The sequence below is a fragment of the Pseudomonas mandelii genome, from assembly GCF_006438925.1.
GTDB lineage: Bacteria > Pseudomonadota > Gammaproteobacteria > Pseudomonadales > Pseudomonadaceae > Aquipseudomonas > Aquipseudomonas mandelii_C.
In genome coordinates this window covers 614,665-636,906 of record NZ_RCZA01000001.1, presented here as the reverse complement: position 1 = coordinate 636,906, position 22,242 = coordinate 614,665, and the positions used below count along the sequence as shown (strand labels likewise).

Genomic DNA, 22,242 nt, shown 5'->3' with positions numbered 1-22,242 from the left:
CCACTGGCTGACGTCTAACGGCCACTACTGATCAGGAGTTACTCGATGAACGTTCGTCTGCTGGGTTTGGCCATGGCTATTGGTTTGTCACTTCCTGTGGCCGCTCAGGCGCAGATGCTGCAGCCCGGCTTGTGGGAAATGACCACAAGCAACATGAAGGTCGATGACCAGAATCTCCCGGATTTGCAGTTGATCCTTGGCCAGTTGCAGGGCCAGATGACCCCGGCACAGCGTGCGCAGCTGGAGAAGCAGGGCATCACCATGGGCGGCAAGGGGATTCGGGCTTGCTTGACGCCAGAACAGGTGAAGACCAACGACATTCCGCTGACCGATCCACAGTCGGGCTGCAAGCAGGAAATCACCGACCGCAGCGGGAATCAGTGGAAATTCCGCTTCAGCTGTCCGAAAGCGCAGGGCACCGGTGTCGCCACTTTCCTCAGTGATCGTGAGTTCACCACCAAGGTTAATGGCACGTTCAACGCCACCGGTATTCAGCAGAAGGGCAGCCTCGATAGCCGCGCCGTGTGGTTGGGGCAGGATTGCGGGACCGTCAAGCCGAGGGCTTAAAAGCTTCGCCAACAGGTCCGCTCCCTACATGGCCGTGTGGGGGCGGGCTTGATTCAACCACTCGCACACCGCGTCTATCGCCATCCTCCCGAAGTCTTCCCCGGTGCGGCTGCGCACACTGACAAATCCACCTTCCTGTTCTTTCTCCCCAATCACCACCAGATACGGTACGTGCTGACTGTGCTCGCGAATCTTTTGGCGGACTTTCTCGTGACGTAGATCCGCGCGGGCGCGCACGCCACTTCGACGCAATACCTCAGTCACCGACTGCGCATAATCCGCCTGACGTTCGTCCATGCTGACGATCATGACGTGTGGCGGCGTCCGCCAGTTATCGAGCTCCTGTTGGCAGGACCAGCACGTACCGTATATCCGTTGCGGCAACGTACCGCTGATGTGGTCGAGGGTGAATGCTTGCAGCACTTTGGTGGTGGGGACATGTGGGCCAACCGTCGAAGATTCGAAGTTCCCCAGGCGATACAGCGGCGTCTTTCCTTGACGGCGAATCGAGTGATTGGTCGCCGCCAGAGTCTGCATGCGAGCCTCGATCAGTGGCAGGTCTGTCTGCATAAGGGGACGGTCGGTAGAAAACGCCTGAAAGAACCCGTCGCCCAGCGCCGTCCCTGCATGCAGTTGCACCTGAGGATGGAGTTGTTTAACGGCCATGGCCAGCATCAGTGCACAGGAGCGTCGAAGGATCTCCAGCCCATCGGGCTCTTGAGGCGTGACGATGCTGACCCGGGCATCGGCCTCGATCATGAACTCACAGTCCACCAATATGCCGTCTACTCGACCTGCGACTGCTGCTTTTGCCAGCCCGGGTCCGATACTCGCGGCGAGTTCGTACACCGACAGTGGCTGGTCGTATTCACGCAATGAACCATCGCTCAGGGTGATGTGAATCATGTCGGTGCTCTCGAGTGCTAGCGCATAAACCGTAGAGGTAAACCCTGGCAGTTGTCATTAAGTAGTTTGTCATGCCAGGCAATTTGACCCGAGACGATCGTGGTGCTGACGCTGTGGCGAAAACGCCATTGGGCAAAAGGCGTCCAGCCGCATTGAGACAGGATCGGCTGTTGGGCAACGGCGACACCGCCGGGTTCGGGTTTGATCAGAACGAGGTCGGCCCAATAGCCTTCGCGCAGATAACCGCGGTCGGGAATCGCGAACAGATCGGCGACCCGGTGACTGGTCTTGGCCACGAGCGTGGTGATCGGCAACACTTCATCCGCGACCAGTTCCAGCAACGCGGGCAGGGCGTGTTGCACCAACGGCAACCCGGAAGGTGCCTGGCTGTAGGGCAGCTGTTTTTCGGCCCAAGTGTGTGGCGCGTGATCGCTGCCGATCACGTCGAGCCGATGGCTCAGCAATGCTTCGCGCAAGGCATCGCGATCGGCCTGGGTTTTGATCGCCGGGTTGCACTTGATCAGGTTGCCGAGGCCAAGGTAATTCCGGTCATCGAACAGCAAGTGGTGCAGGCAGACTTCGGCGGTGATGCGTTTCTGTGCCAGCGGCTTGTCTTCGAACAACGCCAGCTCGCGGGCGGTGGTCAGGTGCAGAACGTGCAGTCGGGTGCCGTGACGTCTGGCCAGCTCTACGGCCATCGAAGAGGAGCGAAAGCAGGCCTCGGCGTTGCGGATCAGCGGGTGGGCCGCAGCTGGAATGTGTTCGCCGAACAAGTCACGCAGGTTCGCGGCATTGGCGTCGATGCTGGGCGTGTGCTCGCAGTGGGCCAACAAAAGGGTTGGCACCTCGGCGAATAACCGTTCAAGAATCCGTGGGTCATCGACCAGCATGTTGCCGGTCGAGGCGCCCATGAACACTTTGACTCCGGCTACTTCACAGGGATTGAGCCTGGCAACGGTATCGAGATTGTCGTTGCTCACGCCGAAGTGAAAGCCGTAATTGGCGACGGAGCTGATCGCCGCTCGGCGCTTTTTGTCGGTCAGTGCGCTGAGGGTCAGGGTCGCCGGATTAGTGTTGGGCATGTCCATGAAGCTGGTGATGCCACCGGCCACCGCAGCCCGCGATTCGGTGTAGAAGCTGCCCTTGTCTGGCGAGCCTGGATCGCGGAAGTGCACTTGGTCGTCGATCATTCCGGGCAACAGCCATCGCCCTTGTGCATCGATTTCCACGTCGGCATTTTCACCGTGGATGCTGCTGGCGATCTTCACGATTCGACCGTTGCTCGCCAACAGATCACCGTCAAACTCACGGCCTTCGTTCACCAGCCGGGCATTGCGAATCAGCACGCTGCTCATGGTCAGAACTCGTTCTGCAGGGCTTTGTAGCCGCGCACCAGGTCGACGTTGGTGCGCGCCACGTCCTCGGAAAACTCCGAGGCGCTGACGCTCACCGGTGGGAACTGCGACAGATCTGTATTCGGGCCGATGCGGGTGGTGGAGGGCACATAGAAGTCTTCGGGCAGGTCGCGACCATCGACCACCGAGTTGTGCCGCACCACGCAACCGTCGCCGACTATGCAGTTGAACAGCACGCTGTTGAACCCGATAAACACCCGGTCGCCAACCTTGCACGGACCATGAACGATCGAGCGGTGGGCGATGGAGCTGAACTCGCCGATGGTCACTGCCGCGCCGGACTTGGAGTGGATCACCACGCCATCCTGGATGTTCGAATTGGCGCCGATGGTGATCGGCTCCATCTCTCCTGAGGTATCCACTTCGTCGGCACGAATCACCGCGTAAGGACCGACGAAGACGTTCTCGCCGATCACTACTTTGCCGCAGATGATGGCGGTGTTGTCCACGTACGCTGACTCGGCAATCAGGGGCAAATCACCCGAAGGATTCTTGCGGATCATGGCTTGCCCAACGCGTCGTACAGGGTGTTGAGGTTGTACTCGAACATCCCGACGAAGGTGCTGGCCGGACCGGTCGCCGCTAGCGCATCGGAGTACAACGTGCCACCGATGTGCGCGCCGCTTTCATCGGCAATCTGCTTGAGCAGGCGTGCATCCTTGATGTTTTCCATGAACACCGCTTTGACCTTGGCCTGGCGTATCTGGGTGATCAGTGCGGCGACTTCGGCGGCTGACGGTTCTCGTTCAGTGGACAGACCTTGAGGCGCCATGAAGTCGATGCCGTAAGCCTGACCGAGATAACCGAAGGCGTCATGGGACGTCACGATTTTGCGATTGCGCGGTGGCAGCGAACCGAGTTTGGTCTTGGCTTCGGCGAGCAGCGCGTAGATCTGTTTCAGGTAGGCCTGACTGTTGCGTTCGTAGTCGGCTTTATTCGTCGGGTCGGCGGCGATCAGCGCCTTGCTGATGTTGCTGATATACAGCTCAGCGTTCGCCAGATTGTGCCAGGCATGCGGGTCGGGAATCGTCTCGCCCTCTTCATCCAGGGAGCGCGGGATGACGCCGTGGCTCGCGCTGATCACTGGCGCTTGGGTCTCAGTGCTGGTCACCAGGCGGTCCAGCCATGGCTCGAAACCCAAGCCGTTTTTGATGATGAGTTTGGCTTTGAGCAACGCCTTGGCGTCGTCCGGCGTCGGCTCGTACGTGTGAGCATCGGCATCCGGGCCGACCATGTTGGTGATCTGGATATGGTCGCCGCCGACTTGATGGGTCATGTCGGCGAGAATGCTGAAACTGGTGACTACCTGAAGTTTTTCCGCAGCAGACAGCGACATCGACAGCATCAAACTGAACAGCACGAGTAAAACGCGCATCGGGTAACACCTCATCAGGATGTGAGCAAAGGCGGGCGGCGCAGCAAGCCATGCACCGGTCCGAACACCACGGACAGCAGATACAAACCGCCAGCCACCAGCACGATCGCCGGGCCACTGGGGAGCGAGTAGTAGAACGACAGCAACAGTCCGAGCCACACCGAGAGGCAGCCGAGCAGGGCGGCGATGGCCATTAACGTCGGCAAGCGACGGCTCCAGAAGCGAGAAGCAGCGGCGGGCAACATCATCAAACCGACCACCATCAGCGCACCGATGGCTTGAAAACCGATCACCAGATTCAGCACCACCAGGGTTAGAAATACGCCGTGGGCCAAGGGACCGAGTCGGCTGACGGTTTGCAGAAAGAGTGGGTCGAGGGTGTCCAGCAACAGCGGTCTGTAGATGAACGCCATGGCGATCAGGCTGAAGCCGGAGACCCAGAACATGCCGGTCAGCGTCGGGCCATCGACCGCCAGTGCCGAGCCAAACAACAGGTGCAACAGGTCCAGACGTTTGCCGGCGATGCCGAGGATCAGCACACCGCAGGCAAGGGAGATCGGGTAGATCGCGGCGAGACTGGCGTCTTCCCGCAGGCCGGTGCGACGGGTGATCCAGGCGGCGAGTCCGGCCATGCCGAGACCGGCACCGAGGCCGCCGACGGTCAGCGCCGGCAGACTCAATCCGGCGAACCAGAAGCCCAACGCGGCCCCCGGCAGAATGCCGTGAGCCACCGCGTCGCCGATCAGGCTCATCCGTCGCAGGATCAGAAACACGCCCAACGGTGCGGTGCTGCACGCCAGGACCAATCCACCCAGCAGCGCTCGACGCATGAACACGAACTCGTGGAACGGTTGCCAAAGATGAGCGGTAGCGAGCATCAGGCCACCCGCGTATGTGGTTGTTGGTGGATCAGATCAACGCTCGACCCGAGGACGCAGCCGCTGCTTTTGATCAGCAACGTTTGAGGAATGTGTTGGCGAACGGCGGCCAGGTCATGGCACACGATCAGCTGGGTTCGACCTTCGGCATGCCAGGCGTGAATGTGTTTCCAGAGCAGTGCCTGACCGAGCTCGTCGAGGGCGGCGTGGGGTTCGTCGAGCAATAGCAATGGTGTGTCGGCGAGGCTCAAACGGGCGAGCAAGGCACGCTGTAATTCGCCGCCGGACAAGGCCATCAATGGGCGCTGTTCCAGTCCGCTCAGACACCAGTTTTCCAGCACGGCTTTGAGGCGTTGTCTGCGTATCTCGGGAGACTGCGTGCTACCCCAGAAACCGGCGGCCACTAACTCTTGCAGGCTGATGGGAAATTGGCGATCCAGGTGTTGTTGCTGTGCAAGGAACGAGAGGCTGCCCTTGCGTGGAGCATCCAGGATGACTTTGCCGGTCAGCGGTTTTTGCAAGCCAGCGATGACTTTCAGCAGGCTACTTTTACCCGAGCCATTGGCACCGATTACGGCGGTCAGACTTCCTTTGGCCAGTTCGAATTCCACGGATGGAGTCAGTGGCTGGCCAGGTGCGCCCCAACGCAAGGCTTGGCAATGAATCATGCGGCCTCCCAATTCCAGCGGCTTTCGGCGACGGCATCGTGGGCGTGGAGGCTTTCCGCGTGGACGACTCGTATGTGGAAGGCGTTGATGCCGGGGGAGCGTTTTAACGCCAGGTTCAAACGTCGGACGGCGTCTTCACAGAACATCAGGTTCTGACCGTTGGCCAGCGCGAAGGCTTGTTCGTCGGCGCGTTTTACCGCTGTTTGTACGGCGGTACCGAGGGCCGCTTCAGCGTCGTTGATGAGCGCGATCAGCGGCAAGTCTTCCAGATAGTCGTCCACTCGAAGCCGCAATCTTGCAGTGCTCCGTTGGCTGTGAGGCGTTGCGACGATGCCTTTTGTGGAGCCGAGCCAAGCCAACACATCGGCATGTTGCAGCGGCTTGTTGGCGAAGTCATCGACGAATTGCTGCTGAATCAGTTGCCGGGAAAGCGCGGCCGAACACGGGCAGGTCGAGGAATAAGGCACGTCGATTTTTAGTTCCACGTGGAACATCGCGTTTTTCAAATGTGCTTCGATGCTCACTGGATAGGTTTTCCAGCCGGCCAATGGACTGACCAGCGCCGGTCTTTTGAGCAGTAAATCGGTGTGGATTTTTAAGTACGCGCTGTTGGACAGTCCTTCATGAGTCTTGAGAAAACGTTGCAAAACTCGCCGCAACAAGGCGGGCGTCAGGTTTTCTTGCTCGAGCATTTCCAGCGCCAAGTACAGCCGCGACATATGAATCCCGCGCGCCTCTCCATCATCGAGGCTAACGCCCGCGTCGGCTTTCGCACTCAGCCGTTGGCCATCGAACAAAACAGGAAGAGCAATGCCGCACATGCCCACCCAGTCGAGTGGCAGGGCTTGGCGTGAGGCCTGCGCAGCGATATCCGGCAGAGTCAGCGCATTCATGAGCAGGTCCATCGTGAGAGTCGATTTCGAATGTTATGTTATTACATCAAAATCGGCCATGCCTTTTTCATGAACAGGCTTTCATCATGCACAGACGTCAGTTGTTGAACCTGATCCTGGCCAGCGCGGCCTTCGCCGCCAGTTTGCAGTTGGGCAGCACGGTGCTTGGCAGTCTGGCGGGCATCACCACACTGCATCAGAAGCGCGTGGAACAAGCGGGATTTGCGGTGCTGAAGTCGCTGGCTAACATCCCGCAATTCGGCTACAGGTGAACTTGCCACTGCTGCCACCGGAACTGGAAAACCGATTGATCGTGGTCCAGCCGACGCGACGGTTGTAGCCGACCCAGGCCTCGCCATCGGAAGCGAGCCCAGTGAAGAACGTGAGTTGTCCATAGCGACTGTTGGTCTGTGCCCAATGGCGTTTTCCGGCTGCTTCGAAGCCCCGCAGATAGATCGTGCTTCCGACGGTGTTGACGCTGTAGGCGTTGCCGTCGCTATCCACGCAGGCCAGCAGATTGGCGCTTCGGGTGCATTTGGCCAGGCTCGGGATTTGCGCCCAGGCGTCGACAGCGACCAGCAGCGAAAAGCTTATCAGCGTTATTTTCAGGGCTACACGCATAGGATTTCTCACGGACCGAACGGGCTTGAGCATCGTGCCATTTGTCATCGTGGGCAAGAGGAGAGTGGCTTGATTGTGTTGTTATACTATAACATCAAGTTAAGCCCGACACTGCGACCGGGCATCTTTGTGAGGAATACCTGATGCCCAATCGTCTCCCCGTGACCGTCCTGTCGGGCTTTCTCGGTGCCGGAAAAAGTACACTTCTTAATTACGTACTACGTAATCGCGAAAATTTGCGGGTCGCAGTGATCGTCAATGATATGAGCGAAATCAACATCGATGGCAGCGAAGTTCAGCGCGATGTCAGCCTGAACCGTGCTGAAGAAAAACTCGTGGAGATGAGCAATGGCTGCATTTGCTGCACCTTGCGCGAAGACTTGCTGGAAGAGGTGAGCAAACTCGCCAAGGAGGGTCGCTTTGATTATTTGTTGATCGAATCCACCGGCATTTCCGAGCCAATGCCCGTGGCGGAAACCTTCACCTTCCGCGATGAAGAAGGGCAGAGCCTGGCCGACGTCGCCCGGCTCGACACCATGGTCACAGTGGTCGATGGCATGAACTTCCTGCTCGACTATCAGGCCGCCGAAAGCCTCGCATCCCGTGGTGAAACCTTGGGTGAAGAGGACGAACGCTCGATCACCGACCTGTTGATCGAGCAAATCGAATTCGCCGACGTGATTCTGATCAGCAAGATCGACTTGATCAGCAGCAGCGAACGCCAGGAGTTGATCGCGATCCTCGAACGGCTTAACGCCCAAGCGGAAATCATTCCGATGGTGATGGGCGAAGTGTCGCTCAAGAAAATCCTCAATACCGGTCGTTTCGACTTCGAGAAGGCCGCTCAGGCGCCGGGCTGGCTACAGGAATTGCGTGGCGAACACGTGCCCGAAACCGAGGAATACGGCATCGCCTCGACAGCCTACCGAGCACGCCGACCGTTTCATCCGCAACGTTTTTACAGCTTCATCGACCGCCCGTGGGTGAACGGCAAACTGCTGCGCTCCAAGGGTTTCTTCTGGCTGGCCAGCAAGCACATGGACGCCGGTAGCTGGTCCCAGGCCGGCGGATTGATGCGCCATGGTTTCGCCGGGCGCTGGTGGCGTTTTGTGCCGAAAACCCAATGGCCGCAGGACGAAGAAAGCACCGCCGGGATCATGGAAAACTGGACCGCAACCGCTGGCGATTGCCGCCAGGAACTGGTGTTCATCGGCCAGAACATCGACTTTGCGCAACTCACCAACGAACTCGACAATTGCCTGCTGACCGACGATGAAATGGCGTTAGGCGTCGGGGGCTGGCGATTGCTGTCGGATCCATTTGGCCCGTGGCATGAAGAGGCGGCAGCCTGATGTTGGCACCCGGTCTGAAAATGCGGCCGATCATTTATCAGGTTCAAGGTGAGGCGCCGCAAGCGCTGACCCGAATATTGGATGACGGCGTAAACCTCGTCGTTTGGCGTCGCCAACTGCCGGCGCACATCGCTGATTTCGGGCGTTTGCTGCTGTCCCTGAACAAGCCGTTGGCCGAGTCGCTGGTCCTGGAACTGCCCAGCGCTGATACCGAACCCAATCTTCATGGATTGGCCTCAGGTTTCAGCGATCTCGAAGGTTACGAAGGTTTCATCGCCGACGTCTCCTGGCTGGTCAGTGCTTTCGCCTGTTTGCTGGGCGCCAAGCATGTCGGCCTGCGCCTGCGGGTCCTGGACAAGGCCATGTGTCCGCGTTTCCACGTCGATCACGTGCCGGTGCGGCTGATCACCACGTATTGCGGGATCGGCAGCCAGTGGCTGAAGGAAGGTGCGATGGATCGCCGACAACTGGGCAACGCCGAAGCCGAACCCCAGGACGATTCGTTGATCGAGCAGATCGCCAGCGGCGAAGTGGCGTTGCTCAAAGGCGAGAAATGGCATGGCAACGAAGGCTTCGGCCTTATTCACCGGTCGCCACAGCTTGCGTCCGGTGAGCGGCGTCTGATCCTGACGCTCGACTGGCTGAGCTAGCGGCTCACGGCTTGAGCCAGGTTCCCTGGCTTTGGGCTTCACAAAACGGCTTCAAATACGCCGCATCCGTGGCTACGCCGTAATAGTGAATATCCTGCCGGTAAGGCATATTGGCGACTTGGGCGTTGCTGCACACGCCGAACGCGCCGGTGGGGCATTGGTCGACGTACTGCACCTCGACTTTCTGGCCAGGAAGGTTCGGCTGGCAGAATCCATCGGCGAACAGTTTTTCCGGAATGTTGCGGTTCTGCTGGCAGACTTTCACGTCGAGTCGCGCAGCCGTGCTATGTACCACGCAGGCTTGAGCCAGCGCCTCACCTGAAGTGAGCGCCAGGAGCAACGACAATCCCATCAACCGCATTCTTACCTCCTCAGAAACTTTCGACCATGTTGCAGAACATTCCCACTCACGTCATCGCCGGTCCGTTGGGCGCCGGCAAGACCAGCCTGATCAAGCACCTGCTGGCGCAGCGGCCGGCGAATGAGCGTTGGGCGGTGCTGATCAACGAATTCGGCCAGATTGGCCTCGACGCTGCGTTGCTGACCCGAGACGCCGATGGTATCGCACTGGGTGAAGTGGCCGGGGGCTGTTTGTGTTGCGTGAATGGTGCGCCGTTTCAGATCGGCCTCGGGCGTTTGCTGCGCAAGGCGCGGCCGGATCGGCTGTTTATCGAACCCTCCGGGCTGGGGCATCCGGCGCAATTGCTCAGGCAGTTGAGTGAGGCGCCGTGGCAAGGCGTATTGGCTGTTCAACCCTGCGTGCTGGTGCTGGACGCCCAGGCACTTGCTGCCGGTAAACCGCTGCCGGTGGCGCAACAGGACGCACTGAACAGCGCCGGGTTGTTGCTGATGAATAAAGCCGAAAATATCGACGATGCTGATCGCCTGCGAATCGCCGCCCAGTTGCCGGCGCGTCCGTTGTACTGGACGCAGCAGGCCGCGTTGCCATTGAGTGAGTTACCAGGGCTTGGGGTTCAGGCTGTAGCGGGTGTGGATAACTTCGTTGCACCCAAAGGATTGGCACAGCTGCCGGCCGTCTGGACCGATCCTGCGCTGCCAATTTGCTTGAGCCAGGAGCAGCAGGGCGGCTGGAGTGTTGGGTGGCGCTGGCATCCGAGTCAGACTTTCGATGCGACGCGTCTTGGCCGTTGGCTTGAAAGCCTTGCCTGGCGGCGGGCGAAGCTGGTTATCCACAGCATCGACGGTTGGGTTTCGGCGAATGCGCTGGAAAACTCGGTGCTGGATTGGCTGCCCAGCGAATGGCGGCGTGATTCGCGCATCGAGCTGATTTTCAGTGAGCCGCAGGATGTAGCTTCATTACAAAGAGATCTAGCCGACTGCCGGTCGAGCAAGACTTGAATCAAGGACGCCATTTAGTGTGTTCTTGCCGCCACTGGCTCATCTCGATCACCTCGGCGCGCGGTTTCACTACTTCGGCCACCGCAGGCGTGTCGTCGGACGGCATCGGGTAGGGCGCCAGTTCAATCTGGGCACTGTGGGCGCCGAACTGGGTGATGGTGCCGTTGTGACGGCTTTCACCGGTCACGGTGAATTCGAAGTTATACACACGGGCGAGGCGCCGGCGGCCGTTGGCGTCTTTAATGAACGCAATCTTCTTCAAGGCCACGTTGCCGTCCAGCAGCTCGATTCCGAGCTTGGTGCAATGCAGCTTGACCCGCTCCAGCGCGCGCTCACGCAAGCCATGGTTGTGCCATAACCACGCGCCACCGGTGGCAAGCAGCATCAGGACGAAGATATTTCCAAGGGTCAGCATCAACACGTTGCTCCAACAAGATGGTGTCAGCTTAACTGCGTCGCCGGTCTGTCGTACAGGCTGCGTTTAGTCGCATACTGCGCGGCTTGAATTTCAATCGTTTGACGGAAAACCCACCGCATGAAACGTACGCCCCATCTGCTCGCCATCCAGTCCCACGTGGTGTTCGGCCACGCTGGCAACAGCGCCGCGGTTTTCCCGATGCAGCGGGTCGGGGTGAATGTCTGGCCGCTCAATACGGTGCAGTTCTCCAACCACACCCAGTACGGCCAGTGGGCCGGTGAAGTGCTGGCACCGCATCAGATTCCCGACCTGATCGAAGGCATCGCGGCGATTGGCGAACTGGGCAACTGCGACGCCGTGCTGTCTGGCTATCTCGGCAGTGCTGCCCAGGGCCGGGCGATCCTGACAGGTGTGGCACGGATCAAGTCGATGAATCCCAAGGCACTGTATCTGTGTGACCCGGTGATGGGCCATCCGGAGAAGGGTTGCAGCGTGCCCGCGGAAGTCAGCGATTTTCTGCTGGAGGAGGCGGCTGCCGTGGCGGACTTCATGTGCCCAAACCAGCTGGAGCTGGACAGCTTTTCGGGGCGCAAGCCGCAATCGTTATTTGATTGCCTGGCCATGGCGCGAGCATTGCTGGCGCGTGGTCCGAAGGCTGTGCTGGTCAAGCATCTGGACTATCCCGGTAAACCGGGGGATGTTTTCGAGATGTTGCTGGTGACGGCCGAAGACAGCTGGCATTTGCGCCGTCCGCTGCTGGCGTTCCCGCGTCAGCCGGTGGGCGTCGGCGACCTGACCTCCGGACTGTTTCTGGCTCGCGTACTGTTGGGCGATAGCCTGGTGGCGGCTTTCGAATTCGCCGCGTCGGCGGTACATGAAGTGCTGCTGGAAACCCAGGCTTGCTCCAGCTATGAGCTGGAACTGGTACGGGCTCAGGACCGGATTTCCCACCCGCGGGTGCGGTTCGAGGCGACGGCGATCAGTTTGTAACAACATTCGCAGAAAAAATCGCAGCCTTTGCACTGGCTGCGACCTTGTCGATATCAGGCGTCGCCCTTGATGTCCTGATAGCGCTTTTCCAGCTCCTGACGAATCTGCCGACGTTGCTGGGCTTGCATGAAGCGGCGTTTGTCTTCGCTGTTCTGCGGTTGCAGTGGCGGTACAGCAGCCGGTTTGCGGTCGTCATCCACTGCGACCATGGTGAAGAAACAGCTGTTGGTGTGGCGCACCGAACGCTCGCGGATGTTCTCGGTCACCACCTTGATGCCCACCTCCATGGAGGTGTTGCCGGTGTAATTGACCGAGGCCAGAAAGGTCACCAGTTCGCCGACATGAATCGGCTCGCGGAAAATCACCTGGTCCACTGACAGGGTCACTACGTAGCGACCGGCATAACGGCTGGCGCACGCGTAGGCCACTTCGTCGAGGTATTTGAGCAAGGTACCGCCGTGGACATTGCCAGAGAAGTTGGCCATGTCGGGGGTCATCAATACCGTCATCGACAGTTGTGCGTTTCCGGGTTCCATAGCGTTCTCACGGTTCAAGGCAGAATTTCGGGAGGGCGGCACCTCTGCGGGTGCCTCGTCAGCTTTTTCAAACCAACAGTTATCGGGACGCCGGGCGGGTGGCTGCCGTCACGCCCGGATCGATCTGTTTCCATATATTGCACCGCCTTTCTGCCGGAAGTCGCGGTGTTACCCTTCAAAAGCCCCTTCTCAAGGGTAATTCCCACGCGGAAAGTGGATTTTTTACCTTGCTCGAACAGACCTTTCCTACGTCTGTCGATTGAGCAATGTCACCCAAGGAGCCCCACACCATGCACGCCATCAGTTTCATTCAAGATCTGGCAGTGATCATGTTGATCGCGGGTGTGGTGACCGTGCTGTTTCATCGCTTCAAACAACCGGTGGTACTCGGCTACATCGTCGCCGGCTTCATCATCGGGCCGCACACCCCGCCGTTCAGCCTGATTCACGATGAAGAAACCATCAAGACCCTCGCCGAACTCGGGGTGATTTTCCTGATGTTCTGCCTGGGCCTGGAGTTCAGCCTGCGCAAGCTGTTCAAGGTCGGCGCCACAGCGTTCATTGCGGCGTTTATGGAAATCGTGCTGATGATCTGGATCGGCTACGAAATCGGTCGCTGGTTCGATTGGAACACCATGGACTCGCTGTTCCTTGGCGCGATCCTGGCGATTTCCTCAACCACCATCATCGTTAAGGCGCTCAACGATCTGAAGATGAAGAACGAGCGCTTCGCGCAGCTGATTTTCGGCGTGCTGATTGTTGAAGACATCCTTGGTATCGGCATCATCGCCTTGCTGTCGAGCATCGCGGTCAGCGGCACGGTCAGTTCCGGCGAAGTATTTTCCACGGTCGGCAAGCTCTCGCTGTTCATGATTGTCGCACTGGTCATCGGCATCCTGTTGGTGCCGCGATTGCTGGCTTACGTGGCGAAGTTCGAAAGCAATGAAATGCTGCTGATCACGGTGTTAGGCCTGTGTTTCGGCTTCTGTTTGCTGGTGGTCAAACTCGAGTACAGCATGGTGCTCGGTGCCTTCCTGATTGGCGCGATCATGGCTGAATCCCGGCAATTGCTAAAAATCGAACGCTTGATCGAACCGGTTCGCGACCTGTTCAGCGCGATCTTCTTTGTCGCCATCGGGTTGATGCTCGATCCGATGATCCTGCTGCAATACGCGTGGTCGATTGCGGTGATCACCGTGGCCGTGGTGCTGGGCAAAATGTTCTCTTGCGGCCTTGGCGCCTTTATCGCTGGTAATGATGGACGCACCTCACTTCGAGTAGGGATGGGGCTTTCGCAGATTGGCGAATTTTCTTTCATCATCGCGGCGCTGGGCATGACGTTGCAGGTCACCAGCAACTTCCTTTACCCGGTCGCGGTTGCCGTCTCGGTGATCACCACGTTGCTGACACCCTACCTGATCCGCGCGGCTGATCCGCTGTCGGTCAAGCTTGCCGCGGTGATGCCGAAGCGACTGGGCAGGGTATTGGGGATGTACGGCGAATGGCTGCGCAGCATCCAGCCTCAGGGCGAGGGCGCGCTGCTGGCGTCGATGATTCGGCGGATTCTGTTGCAGGTGGGAGTCAATCTGGCGCTGGTGATTGCGATCTTCTTCTCGGGTGCTTTTTTCGCCGAGCGCATGTCCGCTTACCTGCAAGACTGGATCGGCGACCCGAGCTGGCAGAAAGCGTTGATTTGGGGCGGGGCGTTGCTGTTGTCGCTGCCGTTCCTGATCGCCGCCTATCGCAAGCTCAAGGCGCTCTCGATGCTGTTGGCGGAGATGGGCGTGAAGCCGGAGATGGCCGGCCGCCACACGCAACGAGTGCGTCGGGTGATCGCCGAAGTGATCCCGATCCTCTCGCTGCTGGTGATTTTTCTGCTGCTGGCAGCCTTGTCGGCCAGTATTCTGCCGACCAACAAGTTGCTGGTGCTGATCGTCGTCGTCGCGGCCGCTGTAGCGGCGCTGCTCTGGCGCTGGTTCATCCGCGTGCACACGCGGATGCAGGTGGCGTTACTCGAAACACTGGACAACCACAAGGATTCGTCCGGGCATTAACCCTGTGGCGCGTCAGACGTCTCAGCTTTCCAGCCAGACATCCCGCGCCCAGTGCCACACCGATTCCCAGGTTTCTTCGGCGATCAGCTCTTCTTCGGCCAACCACAGCACCACGGTGCCGTCTTCTTCGACCAGGTAGTAGTTGTCACCGTCCTGGCAGATCGGAATCATGCTGCGATCAACACCCGCATCCCAGGCGTTGGCAGCAACGTCCGGCAGGTAGGTGTGGGATTGCGGGTCGGTAACGGTCACCGGCTCCAGGCTGCCATAGACGACGTCGCTGACGGTCAGCAAAAACTCTCTGAAGACAAACGGAATGTCGATGAACAGCTGTTCTTCGATTTCCACCAATTGATCTTCGTCGGGCAACTCCAAGGGGACCGGTACCGGTTCGTTGGCTTCACGCAGTTGTTCGATGATTTCTTCCACGTCCGGGATCCTCTTGCTTGATGGCGCGGTTTAGTTGGGGCGGTTTATACAGTAGCTCGCTATAGATGCAACCGTGAAATAGAAAAACCCCGGCAAGGCCGGGGTTTTCGTTACAGCATGCTTAACGCAGGAGGGATCAGCCGTTCTGGCGGATACCGGCGACCAGCCAAGGCTGGTTCTCGCCCTGCGGACGTTCCATGTTCCAGCTTTCGCTGAACACTTCGCCCTGGTCGAAACGCGAGGTCTTCGACACACCGGTGAAGGTCAGGGTGGCGATGGTCTTGTCGGCGCGATCATCCACGCCGTCCAGTTGAACATTGAGGTTGTCAATGTAGGTGGACTGGAAACCTTCGCCCAGATCGGCACGTTCGCGCTTGAGGAACTCGAGCAGTTGCGGGGTCACGAACTCGGCGATCTTGTCCATTTCGTTGGCGTCCCAGTGTTGCTGCAGGGACTGGAAGTGGTTGCGGGCCGCTTCAATGAAGTTCTTCTCATTGAACCAGGCCGGAGCATTGATTACCGGGCGAGCGGCAACCGGTGCTGCCGAGCCGCCGAAGACTGAACCCATGGCCGTTGGCTTCTGCTCGAACACTTCACGCTGCATCGGTGCGCCAGCTGGAGCCATGTGTTCCTGCTGCTTGCGACGACGAGCGGCGATGAAGCGGAAGATCAGGAAGGCGATGACCGCCATGATCAGGATGTCGAAGATCTGCATGCCCTGGAAGCCGCCGCCCATGAACATGGAGGCCAACAGACCACCGGCTGCGATGCCGGCCAGAGGGCCGAGCCAGCGCGAAGCACCGCCGGCTTTGGCGGCAGCGCCAGCGGCACCGGCCGCGCCCGCAGTGGCGGCAGCACCACCTGCGGCAGAAGAAGGCGCCATTTGGCTGGTCTGGTGAGTCGGCGCAGCGCCGGAGCTCTTGCCGCCACCAAAGCGCTTGGCGTTGGCGTCGAGGCTCATCGTCAGGCCGATGCACAACGCCATGGCGATGCTAAGAAAACGTTTCATAAAGGGAATTCCCATTTGTGGATGGCACGCGCGCCATGTTGCACAGCTGAAGTGTTACTGGCTAGCGGCAGAGTGTTTCGGGCTTTTGCCTGACAGGTTGTGTTCAGCTTCAGTCAGCGCAATAAGGCCTGTTAACTTTGGTCCGTAGGATAAGTTGATAAGTTCTGTAGGAAGGTGGCCTAGCGGCGCAGCGCCAGCATCACCACACCGGCTGTAATCAGGCCGATTCCACCCCATTGACGCAGGTCGAGTTTTTCGCCCAGCAGGATCACGCCGAGCACCGCCACCAGTACCACGCTGAGCTTGTCCACCGGAGCGACCAGTGAGGCTGGCCCCAGTTTCAGTGCGCGGAAGTAGCAGATCCACGAGGCACCGGTGGCAAGTCCCGACAGCAGCAGGAACAGGTAGCTCCTGGCAGAGATCGATCCTAATGACTGATATTGGCCCGTGGCGTACAAAATCAAGGCCAGACTGACCAATACCACCATGGTGCGCAGAAGGGTGGCAAAGTCGGAGTTGACGTTTTCGATGCCGATTTTCGCGAAAATGGCGGTCATGGCGGCAAAGGCTGCCGACATCAGGGCCCAGAATGTCCAGGAAGAAAAGAAGCCTGAGCCCATGTTGTCGCGCCTTTATAGATCAACGTATCAGCACACAGAGTGGATGCAACACAAAACCCTGTGGGAGCGAGCTTGCTCGCGATTTGGGGCGCAGCGGTATGTCTGAAACACTGCGCTATCGTTCATCGCGGGCAAGCTCGCTCCCACAGAAAAGCTTTTCGGGCAGGCTTTAAATCGCTTCCAGCTTTGCGTAACCCAGCATCAGCCACTTGCTGCCTTCGCTGAAGTTCACCTGCACCCGAGCCTGAGCCCCGGCACCTTCGAAGTTCAGGATCACACCGTCGCCAAACACCGAATGCCGTACGGCCTGGCCGAGGCTGAACCCGGTATCCGGGATCTCGCTACCGCCAAACAGGCTGCTGGAGCTCTGCTGCTGGCCTCCGCCGAACGGACGGCTGACGCTGTTGGACAGCCGAACTTCCTGGATCAGGCCTTTCGGCACTTCACGTACGAAACGCGACACCTTGTTGTAAGTCTCGCTGCCGTACAGGCGTCGGGTTTCAGCATAGGTCATCACCAGGTTCTGCATGGCCCGGGTGATACCGACATAGGCCAAACGGCGCTCCTCTTCAAGACGACCCGGTTCTTCAAGGCTCATCTTGTGCGGGAACAGGCCTTCTTCCATGCCCACCAGGAACACGTAAGGGAATTCCAGACCCTTGGCGCTGTGCAACGTCATCAACTGAATGCTGTCTTCGTGCTCGTCGGCCTGAGTATCTCCGGCCTCCAGTGACGCGTGACCGAGGAACGCCGCCAGTGGCGTCAGGTCTTCGTCTTCTTCAGCGTTTTCGAAGTTGCGCGCGGCGCTGACCAGTTCCTCAAGGTTTTCTACCCGTGCCTGGCCTTTCTCGCCTTTTTCCGCTTCGTGATAGGCGATTAGACCGGACTGCTCGATGACGGTCTGGGTCATCAGATGCAGCGGCATTTCCATGCACTTGGCGGCGAGGTTCTCGATCAGTTCGATAAACGCCCCGAGAGCACCGGCGGCACGACCAGTCAGACCTTTGTTAGCCACCAGCAGACGCATGGCTTCCCACATCGATACATCGCTGTGACGGGCATGGTCGCGGATCGCTTCAACGGTTTTCTCACCGATACCACGGGCCGGAACGTTGATCACCCGCTCCAGCGCTGCATCGTTGCCGCGACCTTCCAGCAAGCGCAGGTAGGCCATGGCGTTTTTGATTTCTGCCCGTTCGAAGAAGCGCTGACCGCCATAGATGCGGTACGGAATGCGCTCGCGCAACAAGGCTTCTTCCAAAACGCGCGATTGGGCGTTGGAGCGGTACAAAATCGCGATGTCACTGCGAGCCAAGCCGGTTTTCAGCGCGCTTTCGATGGTTTCCACCACGTAGCGTGCTTCATCGTGTTCGTTGAACGCGGCGTACAGGTTGATCGCTTCGCCTTCGCCGCCGTCGGTCCACAGCTCTTTGCCCATGCGTCCCGTGTTGTTGGCGATCAGGGCGTTGGCTGCTTTAAGGATGCCGGCGGTGGAGCGGTAGTTCTGCTCCAGACGAATGGTCTCGGCATCCGGAAAATCGTCGGAATACTGATAAATGTTCTCGATTTTCGCGCCGCGCCAGCCGTAGATCGACTGATCGTCGTCGCCGACCACCATCAGGCTGTCGCCGCCCTTGGCCAGCAGTCGCAACCAGGCGTACTGCACGGCGTTGGTGTCCTGGAATTCGTCTACCAGGATGTGGCGGAAGCGTTTCTGATAATGAGCCAGCAAGCCCGGGTGATCGCGCCACAGATCGAGGGCGCGCAGCAGCAATTCAGAGAAGTCGATCACGCCAGCGCGCAGGCATGCAGCCTCATAGGCTTCATAAATGCTGCGCATGGTTGCCAGGAACAGGTCGCCGCTGGCTTGAATGTGTTGCGGACGCAGACCTTCGTCTTTCTGCCCGTTGATGAACCATTGGGCCTGACGGGCCGGCCAGCGTTGTTCGTCCAGGCCCAGCTCGCGGATCACCCGCTTGACCAGCCGTTGCTGGTCGTCGCTGTCGAGAATCTGGAAAGTCTGGCTCAGGCCGGCTTCCTGCCAGTGCGCCCGCAACAAGCGGTGCGCCAGGCCGTGGAAGGTGCCGACCCACATGCCGGCCGGGTTGATACCCATCAGCTGCTCGATGCGATGGCGCATCTCGGCAGCGGCCTTATTGGTGAAGGTCACCGACAGGATTGAGTGGGGCGAGGCGTTTTCGACCTGGATCAACCAGGCGATACGGTGCACCAGCACTCGGGTTTTACCGGAACCAGCACCGGCCAGGACCAACTGACGACCCACGGAGGCAGCTACGGCCTGGCGTTGGGCATCGTTGAGGGAGTTCAGCAGAAGGGAGAGATCATCGCGCATCGGGGCATTCTAGGGGGCGGCGTCACACCGGGCAAACCCCGCATTGTTTTAGCCGATGAAAGATAGGTGCAGGACGACCGGTCAGTCACTGGCTGCAAGCGTTGGCGGGGCTCGCTTGGCTGCTTTTACACGGGGCCAGGCAGTCGATACTTTGGTCTATTTATGACCTGGGGCAGTTTGGTCCGGGCATTTGCTTGTGTATGCTCCCTCGACGTTTCGGGCGCATGCTCACCATTATAAGAACAAGAACATTGCCTATGACCCTCAGCACCGACCTGTCGGGCCCCGTTGTGGAGCCCCGGGTTATCCGCAAACAGTACGCCATGGAAATGGCGGTCGAACGCACGCGTCTGCTTTATCAGGGTTCGTTACTACCCACGTTATTCATGTTGATCAACGGTCTGGTTTGCGCTGGCTTGCTTTGGAGTCCGCAGCGTTACTTCCTGGTCAGCGTCTGGCTGGTGTGGCTGTTGTCGCTGGTGGCGTTGCGGGTGATTCAAGTCGCGGCCTTCGATTCGGCGATACCCAACCGTCAGGCCCATCCGATCTGGCGTCGCATGTTTTTGCTGGGGTCGGCCATGACCGGCCTGACCCTGGCCGGCGCCGGCATTGCGCTGGTACCCGCCGATAACTTCATGCAACAAGCCTGGGTGTTCGGCCTGATCGGCGCCGCAGCGCTTTCGGCCAGCGTTGCCTACGCGGTCAGCCTGCCGGCGTTCCTGTCCTTTACCTTGCCGTGTCTGTTGCCGGCCATCGGCTATCTGTTTTGGGGCGGCGATGAGCAAGATCAGGGCTGGGGCTGGTTCGGCCTCATATTGCTGGGCGCGTTGAGTGTGGTCGCCTGGCAGGTCAATCGGCTCATCGATAGCGGACTGTTACGGCGCTTCCAGAATCAAGCACTGATCGAACACTTGCAGCAGGCGCAAAGCTGCAGCGATCAGCTCAATCAAAAGCTGGCCAAGGAAATCGACCAGCGCCGTCGCGCCGAAGACGAGCTACGTCAAATTCAGATCGAGCTGGAAAGCCGTGTTGCCCAGCGCAGCCTGGAGCTGGACGCTGCCAATCAGGCCCTGAGCAAGAGTGAAGCGCGTCTGGCGCTGGCGTTGAAGGCCAGTGAGCTCGGGTTGTGGGACTGGAACCTGCAAACCGACGAAGTCCATCACACCCAGCTTCAGGAGCTGTTCGGCCTGGAGCCGGAATTCGTGACGGCGATGCTTCGCCACCTCAAGCCGCGCCTGCACCCCGATGACTTGCCGTCGCTCAAGCGCGCGCTGGTCGAGCATTTGAAGGGCCGCAGCGAGGACTACCAGATTGAGTACCGCGTGCGCCACGGCGATGGCCATTGGGTCTGGATCGAAGACCGTGGTCGAGCGGTTGAGCGCGGCGAAAATGGCCGGGTGATCCGCATGGTCGGCACCCGTCGCGACATCAGCGTCAGCAAAGCTCTGGAAGAGCAACGGCAACTGGCCGCGACGGTGTTCGAAGCCGCCAGCGAAGGCATCGTGATTTTCGATCCGAATTACGCGTTGATCGCGGTCAATCAGGCCTTCAGCCGAGTCACCGGCTATGACATTGAAGACATGATTGGACGCAACGTGGTCGAGTTGCCGTGCAGCCGCGATGCCCGCCGACACTACGCTGCGATTCATCAGGCGCTGGAGCAACACGGCAGTTGGCAGGGCGAGCTGGTAGAAACCCGCAAGAATGGCGAGTTGTATCCGCAATGGTTGCAACTGAACGCGGTGCGTGATGCTCGGGGAAATGTGAGCCATATCGTGGGCTTCTTCGCCGACCTATCGGCCCGGCGCGAATCTGAAGAGCGCATGCGTTACCTGACGCATTACGACGAATTGACGGGCCTGGCTAACCGTTCACTGTTCCGCGAACGGCTAAACGAGGCTCATCAGCGGGTGCGCCAGGGCGGCTATCGCAGTCTGGCGCTGCTGCACATCAATCTGGATCGTTTCAAGCTGCTCAATGACAGCCTTGGCCATGAAATCGCCGACCAGCTCTTGCAGAAAATGGCCCGGCGCCTGGTCAACGCATTGCCTGAAGCAGACACCATCGCTCGCTTGTCCGGCGATGAGTTTGCCGTGTTGTTCAATGCCTACGGCAACCTGTCGAGCCTGGTGCGGGTGGCGACCCGACTGTCGACCAAGCTGCGCTTGCCGATCACTGTCGAGGGCCATGAACTGGTGGTTAGCGCGTCCATGGGCATCAGTATGTTGCCGGACAACGCGCGAGAAATTTCCGCGCTGGTCCATCAGTCAAATATGGCCATGCAGCACGCCAAGCACTTGGGCGGAAATAACTTCCAGTTTTACACCGACAGCCTGCAAGCCAGCACGCTGGAGCGCTTGCAGCTGGAAAATCAGCTGCGTAAAGCTATCGAAGAGAAGCAGTTGATGGTGTTTTATCAGCCGAAGCTGTGCCTCGCCACGGGTCGGTTGAATGCCGCCGAGGCGCTGGTGCGCTGGGATCACCCGACCATGGGCCGTGTGCCGCCAGGGGACTTCATCGGCCTGGCCGAGGAAACCGGGTTGATCGGCCCGATCGGCGAGTTCGTGTTGCGTCAGGCCTGCTGGCAAGCCTGTGAGTGGCAGCGTCAGGGGCTTGCGCCGATTCGGGTGTCGGTCAATCTGTCGGTGCATCAATTGCGTCAGGGCAAACTGGTCAGCCTTGTGCGTCAGGTGCTGGAGGAAACCGGTCTGGCGCCGCACTACCTCGAGCTGGAACTCACCGAAAGTCAGTTGCTGGACAGCGTCGAGCACATCATCGCGACTTTCCAGCAATTGCGTGATTTGGGGGTTAAGTTGGCGATTGATGACTTTGGCACCGGGTATTCGTCCCTGAGCTACCTCAAACGCATCCCGGTGGATTACGTGAAAATCGATCAGGCGTTTATCCGCGGTCTGGGGGAAGGCAGCGAGGACGCGGCGATCACCCGGGCGATTATTGCCATGGCGCACGGCTTGTCGTTGAAAGTGGTGGCTGAAGGGGTGGAGCGGCAGGAGCAGCTAGAGTTTTTGAAAGCCGAGTGCTGCGATGAAGTGCAGGGCTATCTCATCAGTCGTCCGGTCGAGGCTGATGGCCTGGCTGCGCTTTTACGTCAGGACACAAATTCCCTGTAGCAGCTGCCGAAGGCTGCG

The 22,242-nt window shown here is 59.2% G+C and carries 22 protein-coding genes and 1 pseudogene; 8 read left to right on the top strand and 15 right to left on the bottom strand.

Going from position 1 to position 22,242, the window contains the following annotated elements; genetic code table 11:
- The first annotated feature begins 45 nt into the window (after window positions 1–45).
- A complete protein-coding gene (locus EAH74_RS02980; RefSeq protein WP_140675764.1) occupies window positions 46–567 on the top strand; it encodes a DUF3617 domain-containing protein in 522 nt (173 codons plus the stop codon).
- Between the two features lie 24 nt (window positions 568–591).
- Here EAH74_RS02980 and EAH74_RS02975 read toward each other — a convergent pair whose 3' ends face one another.
- Genes EAH74_RS02975 through folE2 form a run of 7 tightly spaced genes read right to left on the bottom strand, consistent with a single transcriptional unit; the run spans window position 592 to window position 6,702 of the window.
- On the bottom strand, window positions 592–1,473 hold the full coding sequence (locus EAH74_RS02975; RefSeq protein ID WP_140675762.1) for a His/Gly/Thr/Pro-type tRNA ligase C-terminal domain-containing protein: 882 nt from the start codon (window positions 1,471–1,473) through the stop codon (window positions 592–594).
- A gap of 17 nt (window positions 1,474–1,490) precedes the next feature.
- Complete coding sequence (locus EAH74_RS02970; protein ID WP_140675759.1) at window positions 1,491–2,828, bottom strand: dihydroorotase; 1,338 nt, start codon at window positions 2,826–2,828, stop codon at window positions 1,491–1,493.
- Window positions 2,829–2,830: 2 nt separating this feature from the next.
- Window positions 2,831–3,391: a DapH/DapD/GlmU-related protein gene (locus EAH74_RS02965; RefSeq protein ID WP_140675756.1), complete on the bottom strand. Its 561-nt coding sequence runs from the start codon at window positions 3,389–3,391 to the stop codon at window positions 2,831–2,833.
- Window positions 3,388–4,263: a metal ABC transporter substrate-binding protein gene (locus tag EAH74_RS02960; RefSeq protein ID WP_140675753.1), complete on the bottom strand. Its 876-nt coding sequence runs from the start codon at window positions 4,261–4,263 to the stop codon at window positions 3,388–3,390. Before EAH74_RS02960 ends, EAH74_RS02965 begins: the two co-directional genes overlap by 4 nt.
- 14 nt (window positions 4,264–4,277) lie before the next feature.
- A complete protein-coding gene (locus EAH74_RS02955) occupies window positions 4,278–5,141 on the bottom strand; it encodes a metal ABC transporter permease (protein WP_140675750.1) in 864 nt (287 codons plus the stop codon).
- On the bottom strand, window positions 5,141–5,809 hold the full coding sequence (locus EAH74_RS02950) for a metal ABC transporter ATP-binding protein (protein ID WP_140675747.1): 669 nt from the start codon (window positions 5,807–5,809) through the stop codon (window positions 5,141–5,143). Before EAH74_RS02950 ends, EAH74_RS02955 begins: the two co-directional genes overlap by 1 nt.
- Window positions 5,806–6,702 carry a GTP cyclohydrolase FolE2 gene (gene folE2 / locus EAH74_RS02945; protein ID WP_140675744.1) on the bottom strand — a complete coding sequence of 299 codons (897 nt, stop codon included), beginning with the start codon at window positions 6,700–6,702 and terminating at the stop codon, window positions 5,806–5,808. Before folE2 ends, EAH74_RS02950 begins: the two co-directional genes overlap by 4 nt.
- Before the next feature lie 122 nt (window positions 6,703–6,824).
- Here folE2 and EAH74_RS33715 point away from each other — a divergent pair.
- Window positions 6,825–6,941, top strand: a pseudogene (locus EAH74_RS33715) (hypothetical protein); the annotation flags it as partial.
- A gap of 4 nt (window positions 6,942–6,945) precedes the next feature.
- Here EAH74_RS33715 and EAH74_RS02935 read toward each other — a convergent pair.
- Window positions 6,946–7,323, bottom strand: a complete 378-nt coding sequence (locus EAH74_RS02935) for a glutamine synthetase (RefSeq protein WP_140675736.1) — start codon at window positions 7,321–7,323, stop codon at window positions 6,946–6,948.
- 143 nt (window positions 7,324–7,466) lie between these two features.
- On the opposite strand from EAH74_RS02935, the gene zigA reads away from it, so the two are divergent.
- Both zigA and EAH74_RS02925 read left to right on the top strand, forming a co-directional pair.
- Entirely contained in the window at window positions 7,467–8,675 is a 1,209-nt protein-coding gene (gene zigA / locus EAH74_RS02930) for a zinc metallochaperone GTPase ZigA (RefSeq protein WP_140675733.1), read from the top strand.
- A complete protein-coding gene (locus tag EAH74_RS02925) occupies window positions 8,675–9,325 on the top strand; it encodes a DUF1826 domain-containing protein (RefSeq protein ID WP_140675730.1) in 651 nt (216 codons plus the stop codon). Before zigA ends, EAH74_RS02925 begins: the two co-directional genes overlap by 1 nt.
- A gap of 4 nt (window positions 9,326–9,329) precedes the next feature.
- Here the strand turns inward: EAH74_RS02925 and EAH74_RS02920 are convergent, their stop codons facing one another.
- On the bottom strand, window positions 9,330–9,686 hold the full coding sequence (locus EAH74_RS02920) for a hypothetical protein (RefSeq protein WP_008156668.1): 357 nt from the start codon (window positions 9,684–9,686) through the stop codon (window positions 9,330–9,332).
- Window positions 9,687–9,712: 26 nt separating this feature from the next.
- Between EAH74_RS02920 and EAH74_RS02915 the strand changes: the two genes are divergently transcribed.
- Window positions 9,713–10,684: a CobW family GTP-binding protein gene (locus tag EAH74_RS02915; RefSeq protein ID WP_140675727.1), complete on the top strand. Its 972-nt coding sequence runs from the start codon at window positions 9,713–9,715 to the stop codon at window positions 10,682–10,684.
- A 1-nt stretch (window position 10,685) separates the two neighbouring features.
- On the opposite strand, the gene EAH74_RS02910 is transcribed toward EAH74_RS02915, so the two are convergent.
- Window positions 10,686–11,099: a DUF3301 domain-containing protein gene (locus EAH74_RS02910; protein ID WP_140675724.1), complete on the bottom strand. Its 414-nt coding sequence runs from the start codon at window positions 11,097–11,099 to the stop codon at window positions 10,686–10,688.
- Between the two features lie 120 nt (window positions 11,100–11,219).
- Between EAH74_RS02910 and pdxY the strand changes: the two genes are divergently transcribed.
- The gene (pdxY, locus tag EAH74_RS02905) at window positions 11,220–12,092 is read left to right on the top strand and encodes a pyridoxal kinase PdxY (RefSeq protein WP_123367493.1); all 873 of its coding nucleotides are present in this window, start codon (window positions 11,220–11,222) and stop codon (window positions 12,090–12,092) included.
- Window positions 12,093–12,145: 53 nt separating this feature from the next.
- On the opposite strand, the gene EAH74_RS02900 is transcribed toward pdxY, so the two are convergent.
- Window positions 12,146–12,628: an acyl-CoA thioesterase gene (locus tag EAH74_RS02900; RefSeq protein WP_074872148.1), complete on the bottom strand. Its 483-nt coding sequence runs from the start codon at window positions 12,626–12,628 to the stop codon at window positions 12,146–12,148.
- A gap of 290 nt (window positions 12,629–12,918) precedes the next feature.
- Here EAH74_RS02900 and EAH74_RS02895 point away from each other — a divergent pair, with 290 nt between their 5' ends.
- Window positions 12,919–14,682, top strand: a complete 1,764-nt coding sequence (locus EAH74_RS02895; protein ID WP_140675722.1) for a cation:proton antiporter — start codon at window positions 12,919–12,921, stop codon at window positions 14,680–14,682.
- A gap of 21 nt (window positions 14,683–14,703) precedes the next feature.
- Here the strand turns inward: EAH74_RS02895 and EAH74_RS02890 are convergent, their stop codons facing one another.
- From EAH74_RS02890 to uvrD, 4 genes are all read right to left on the bottom strand, one after another.
- On the bottom strand, window positions 14,704–15,111 hold the full coding sequence (locus tag EAH74_RS02890; protein ID WP_008156656.1) for an SMI1/KNR4 family protein: 408 nt from the start codon (window positions 15,109–15,111) through the stop codon (window positions 14,704–14,706).
- 136 nt (window positions 15,112–15,247) lie between these two features.
- Complete coding sequence (locus EAH74_RS02885; protein WP_140675720.1) at window positions 15,248–16,120, bottom strand: Tim44 domain-containing protein; 873 nt, start codon at window positions 16,118–16,120, stop codon at window positions 15,248–15,250.
- Window positions 16,121–16,299: 179 nt separating this feature from the next.
- Window positions 16,300–16,740 (bottom strand): EamA family transporter, encoded by a 441-nt coding sequence (locus tag EAH74_RS02880; RefSeq protein WP_140675718.1) that lies wholly within the window; start codon window positions 16,738–16,740, stop codon window positions 16,300–16,302.
- A 169-nt stretch (window positions 16,741–16,909) separates the two neighbouring features.
- Entirely contained in the window at window positions 16,910–19,093 is a 2,184-nt protein-coding gene (gene uvrD, locus EAH74_RS02875; RefSeq protein ID WP_010465377.1) for a DNA helicase II, read from the bottom strand.
- Window positions 19,094–19,350: 257 nt separating this feature from the next.
- Between uvrD and EAH74_RS02870 the strand changes: the two genes are divergently transcribed.
- Window positions 19,351–22,224, top strand: a complete 2,874-nt coding sequence (locus EAH74_RS02870; protein ID WP_140675716.1) for an EAL domain-containing protein — start codon at window positions 19,351–19,353, stop codon at window positions 22,222–22,224.
- Window positions 22,225–22,242: the final 18 nt, after the last annotated feature.

Bases quoted from the DNA above. Each gene is read 5' to 3' on its own strand.
- zigA (WP_140675733.1), top strand. From the start codon at position 7,467: ATGCCCAATCGTCTCCCCGTGACCGTCCTGTCGGGCTTTCTCGGTGCC.
- pdxY (WP_123367493.1), top strand. From the start codon at position 11,220: ATGAAACGTACGCCCCATCTGCTCGCCATCCAGTCCCACGTGGTGTTC.
- EAH74_RS02900 (WP_074872148.1), bottom strand. From the start codon at position 12,628: ATGGAACCCGGAAACGCACAACTGTCGATGACGGTATTGATGACCCCC.
- EAH74_RS02910 (WP_140675724.1), bottom strand. From the start codon at position 11,099: ATGCTGACCCTTGGAAATATCTTCGTCCTGATGCTGCTTGCCACCGGT.
- EAH74_RS02980 (WP_140675764.1), top strand. From the start codon at position 46: ATGAACGTTCGTCTGCTGGGTTTGGCCATGGCTATTGGTTTGTCACTT.
- EAH74_RS02955 (WP_140675750.1), bottom strand. From the start codon at position 5,141: ATGCTCGCTACCGCTCATCTTTGGCAACCGTTCCACGAGTTCGTGTTC.
- EAH74_RS02925 (WP_140675730.1), top strand. From the start codon at position 8,675: ATGTTGGCACCCGGTCTGAAAATGCGGCCGATCATTTATCAGGTTCAA.
- EAH74_RS02920 (WP_008156668.1), bottom strand. From the start codon at position 9,686: ATGCGGTTGATGGGATTGTCGTTGCTCCTGGCGCTCACTTCAGGTGAG.
- EAH74_RS02965 (WP_140675756.1), bottom strand. From the start codon at position 3,391: ATGATCCGCAAGAATCCTTCGGGTGATTTGCCCCTGATTGCCGAGTCA.
- EAH74_RS02880 (WP_140675718.1), bottom strand. From the start codon at position 16,740: ATGGGCTCAGGCTTCTTTTCTTCCTGGACATTCTGGGCCCTGATGTCG.
- folE2 (WP_140675744.1), bottom strand. From the start codon at position 6,702: ATGAATGCGCTGACTCTGCCGGATATCGCTGCGCAGGCCTCACGCCAA.
- uvrD (WP_010465377.1), bottom strand. From the start codon at position 19,093: ATGCGCGATGATCTCTCCCTTCTGCTGAACTCCCTCAACGATGCCCAA.
- EAH74_RS02935 (WP_140675736.1), bottom strand. From the start codon at position 7,323: ATGCGTGTAGCCCTGAAAATAACGCTGATAAGCTTTTCGCTGCTGGTC.
- EAH74_RS02970 (WP_140675759.1), bottom strand. From the start codon at position 2,828: ATGAGCAGCGTGCTGATTCGCAATGCCCGGCTGGTGAACGAAGGCCGT.
- EAH74_RS02915 (WP_140675727.1), top strand. From the start codon at position 9,713: ATGTTGCAGAACATTCCCACTCACGTCATCGCCGGTCCGTTGGGCGCC.
- EAH74_RS02960 (WP_140675753.1), bottom strand. From the start codon at position 4,263: ATGCGCGTTTTACTCGTGCTGTTCAGTTTGATGCTGTCGATGTCGCTG.
- EAH74_RS02975 (WP_140675762.1), bottom strand. From the start codon at position 1,473: ATGATTCACATCACCCTGAGCGATGGTTCATTGCGTGAATACGACCAG.
- EAH74_RS02895 (WP_140675722.1), top strand. From the start codon at position 12,919: ATGCACGCCATCAGTTTCATTCAAGATCTGGCAGTGATCATGTTGATC.
- EAH74_RS02885 (WP_140675720.1), bottom strand. From the start codon at position 16,120: ATGAAACGTTTTCTTAGCATCGCCATGGCGTTGTGCATCGGCCTGACG.
- EAH74_RS02950 (WP_140675747.1), bottom strand. From the start codon at position 5,809: ATGATTCATTGCCAAGCCTTGCGTTGGGGCGCACCTGGCCAGCCACTG.
- EAH74_RS02870 (WP_140675716.1), top strand. From the start codon at position 19,351: ATGACCCTCAGCACCGACCTGTCGGGCCCCGTTGTGGAGCCCCGGGTT.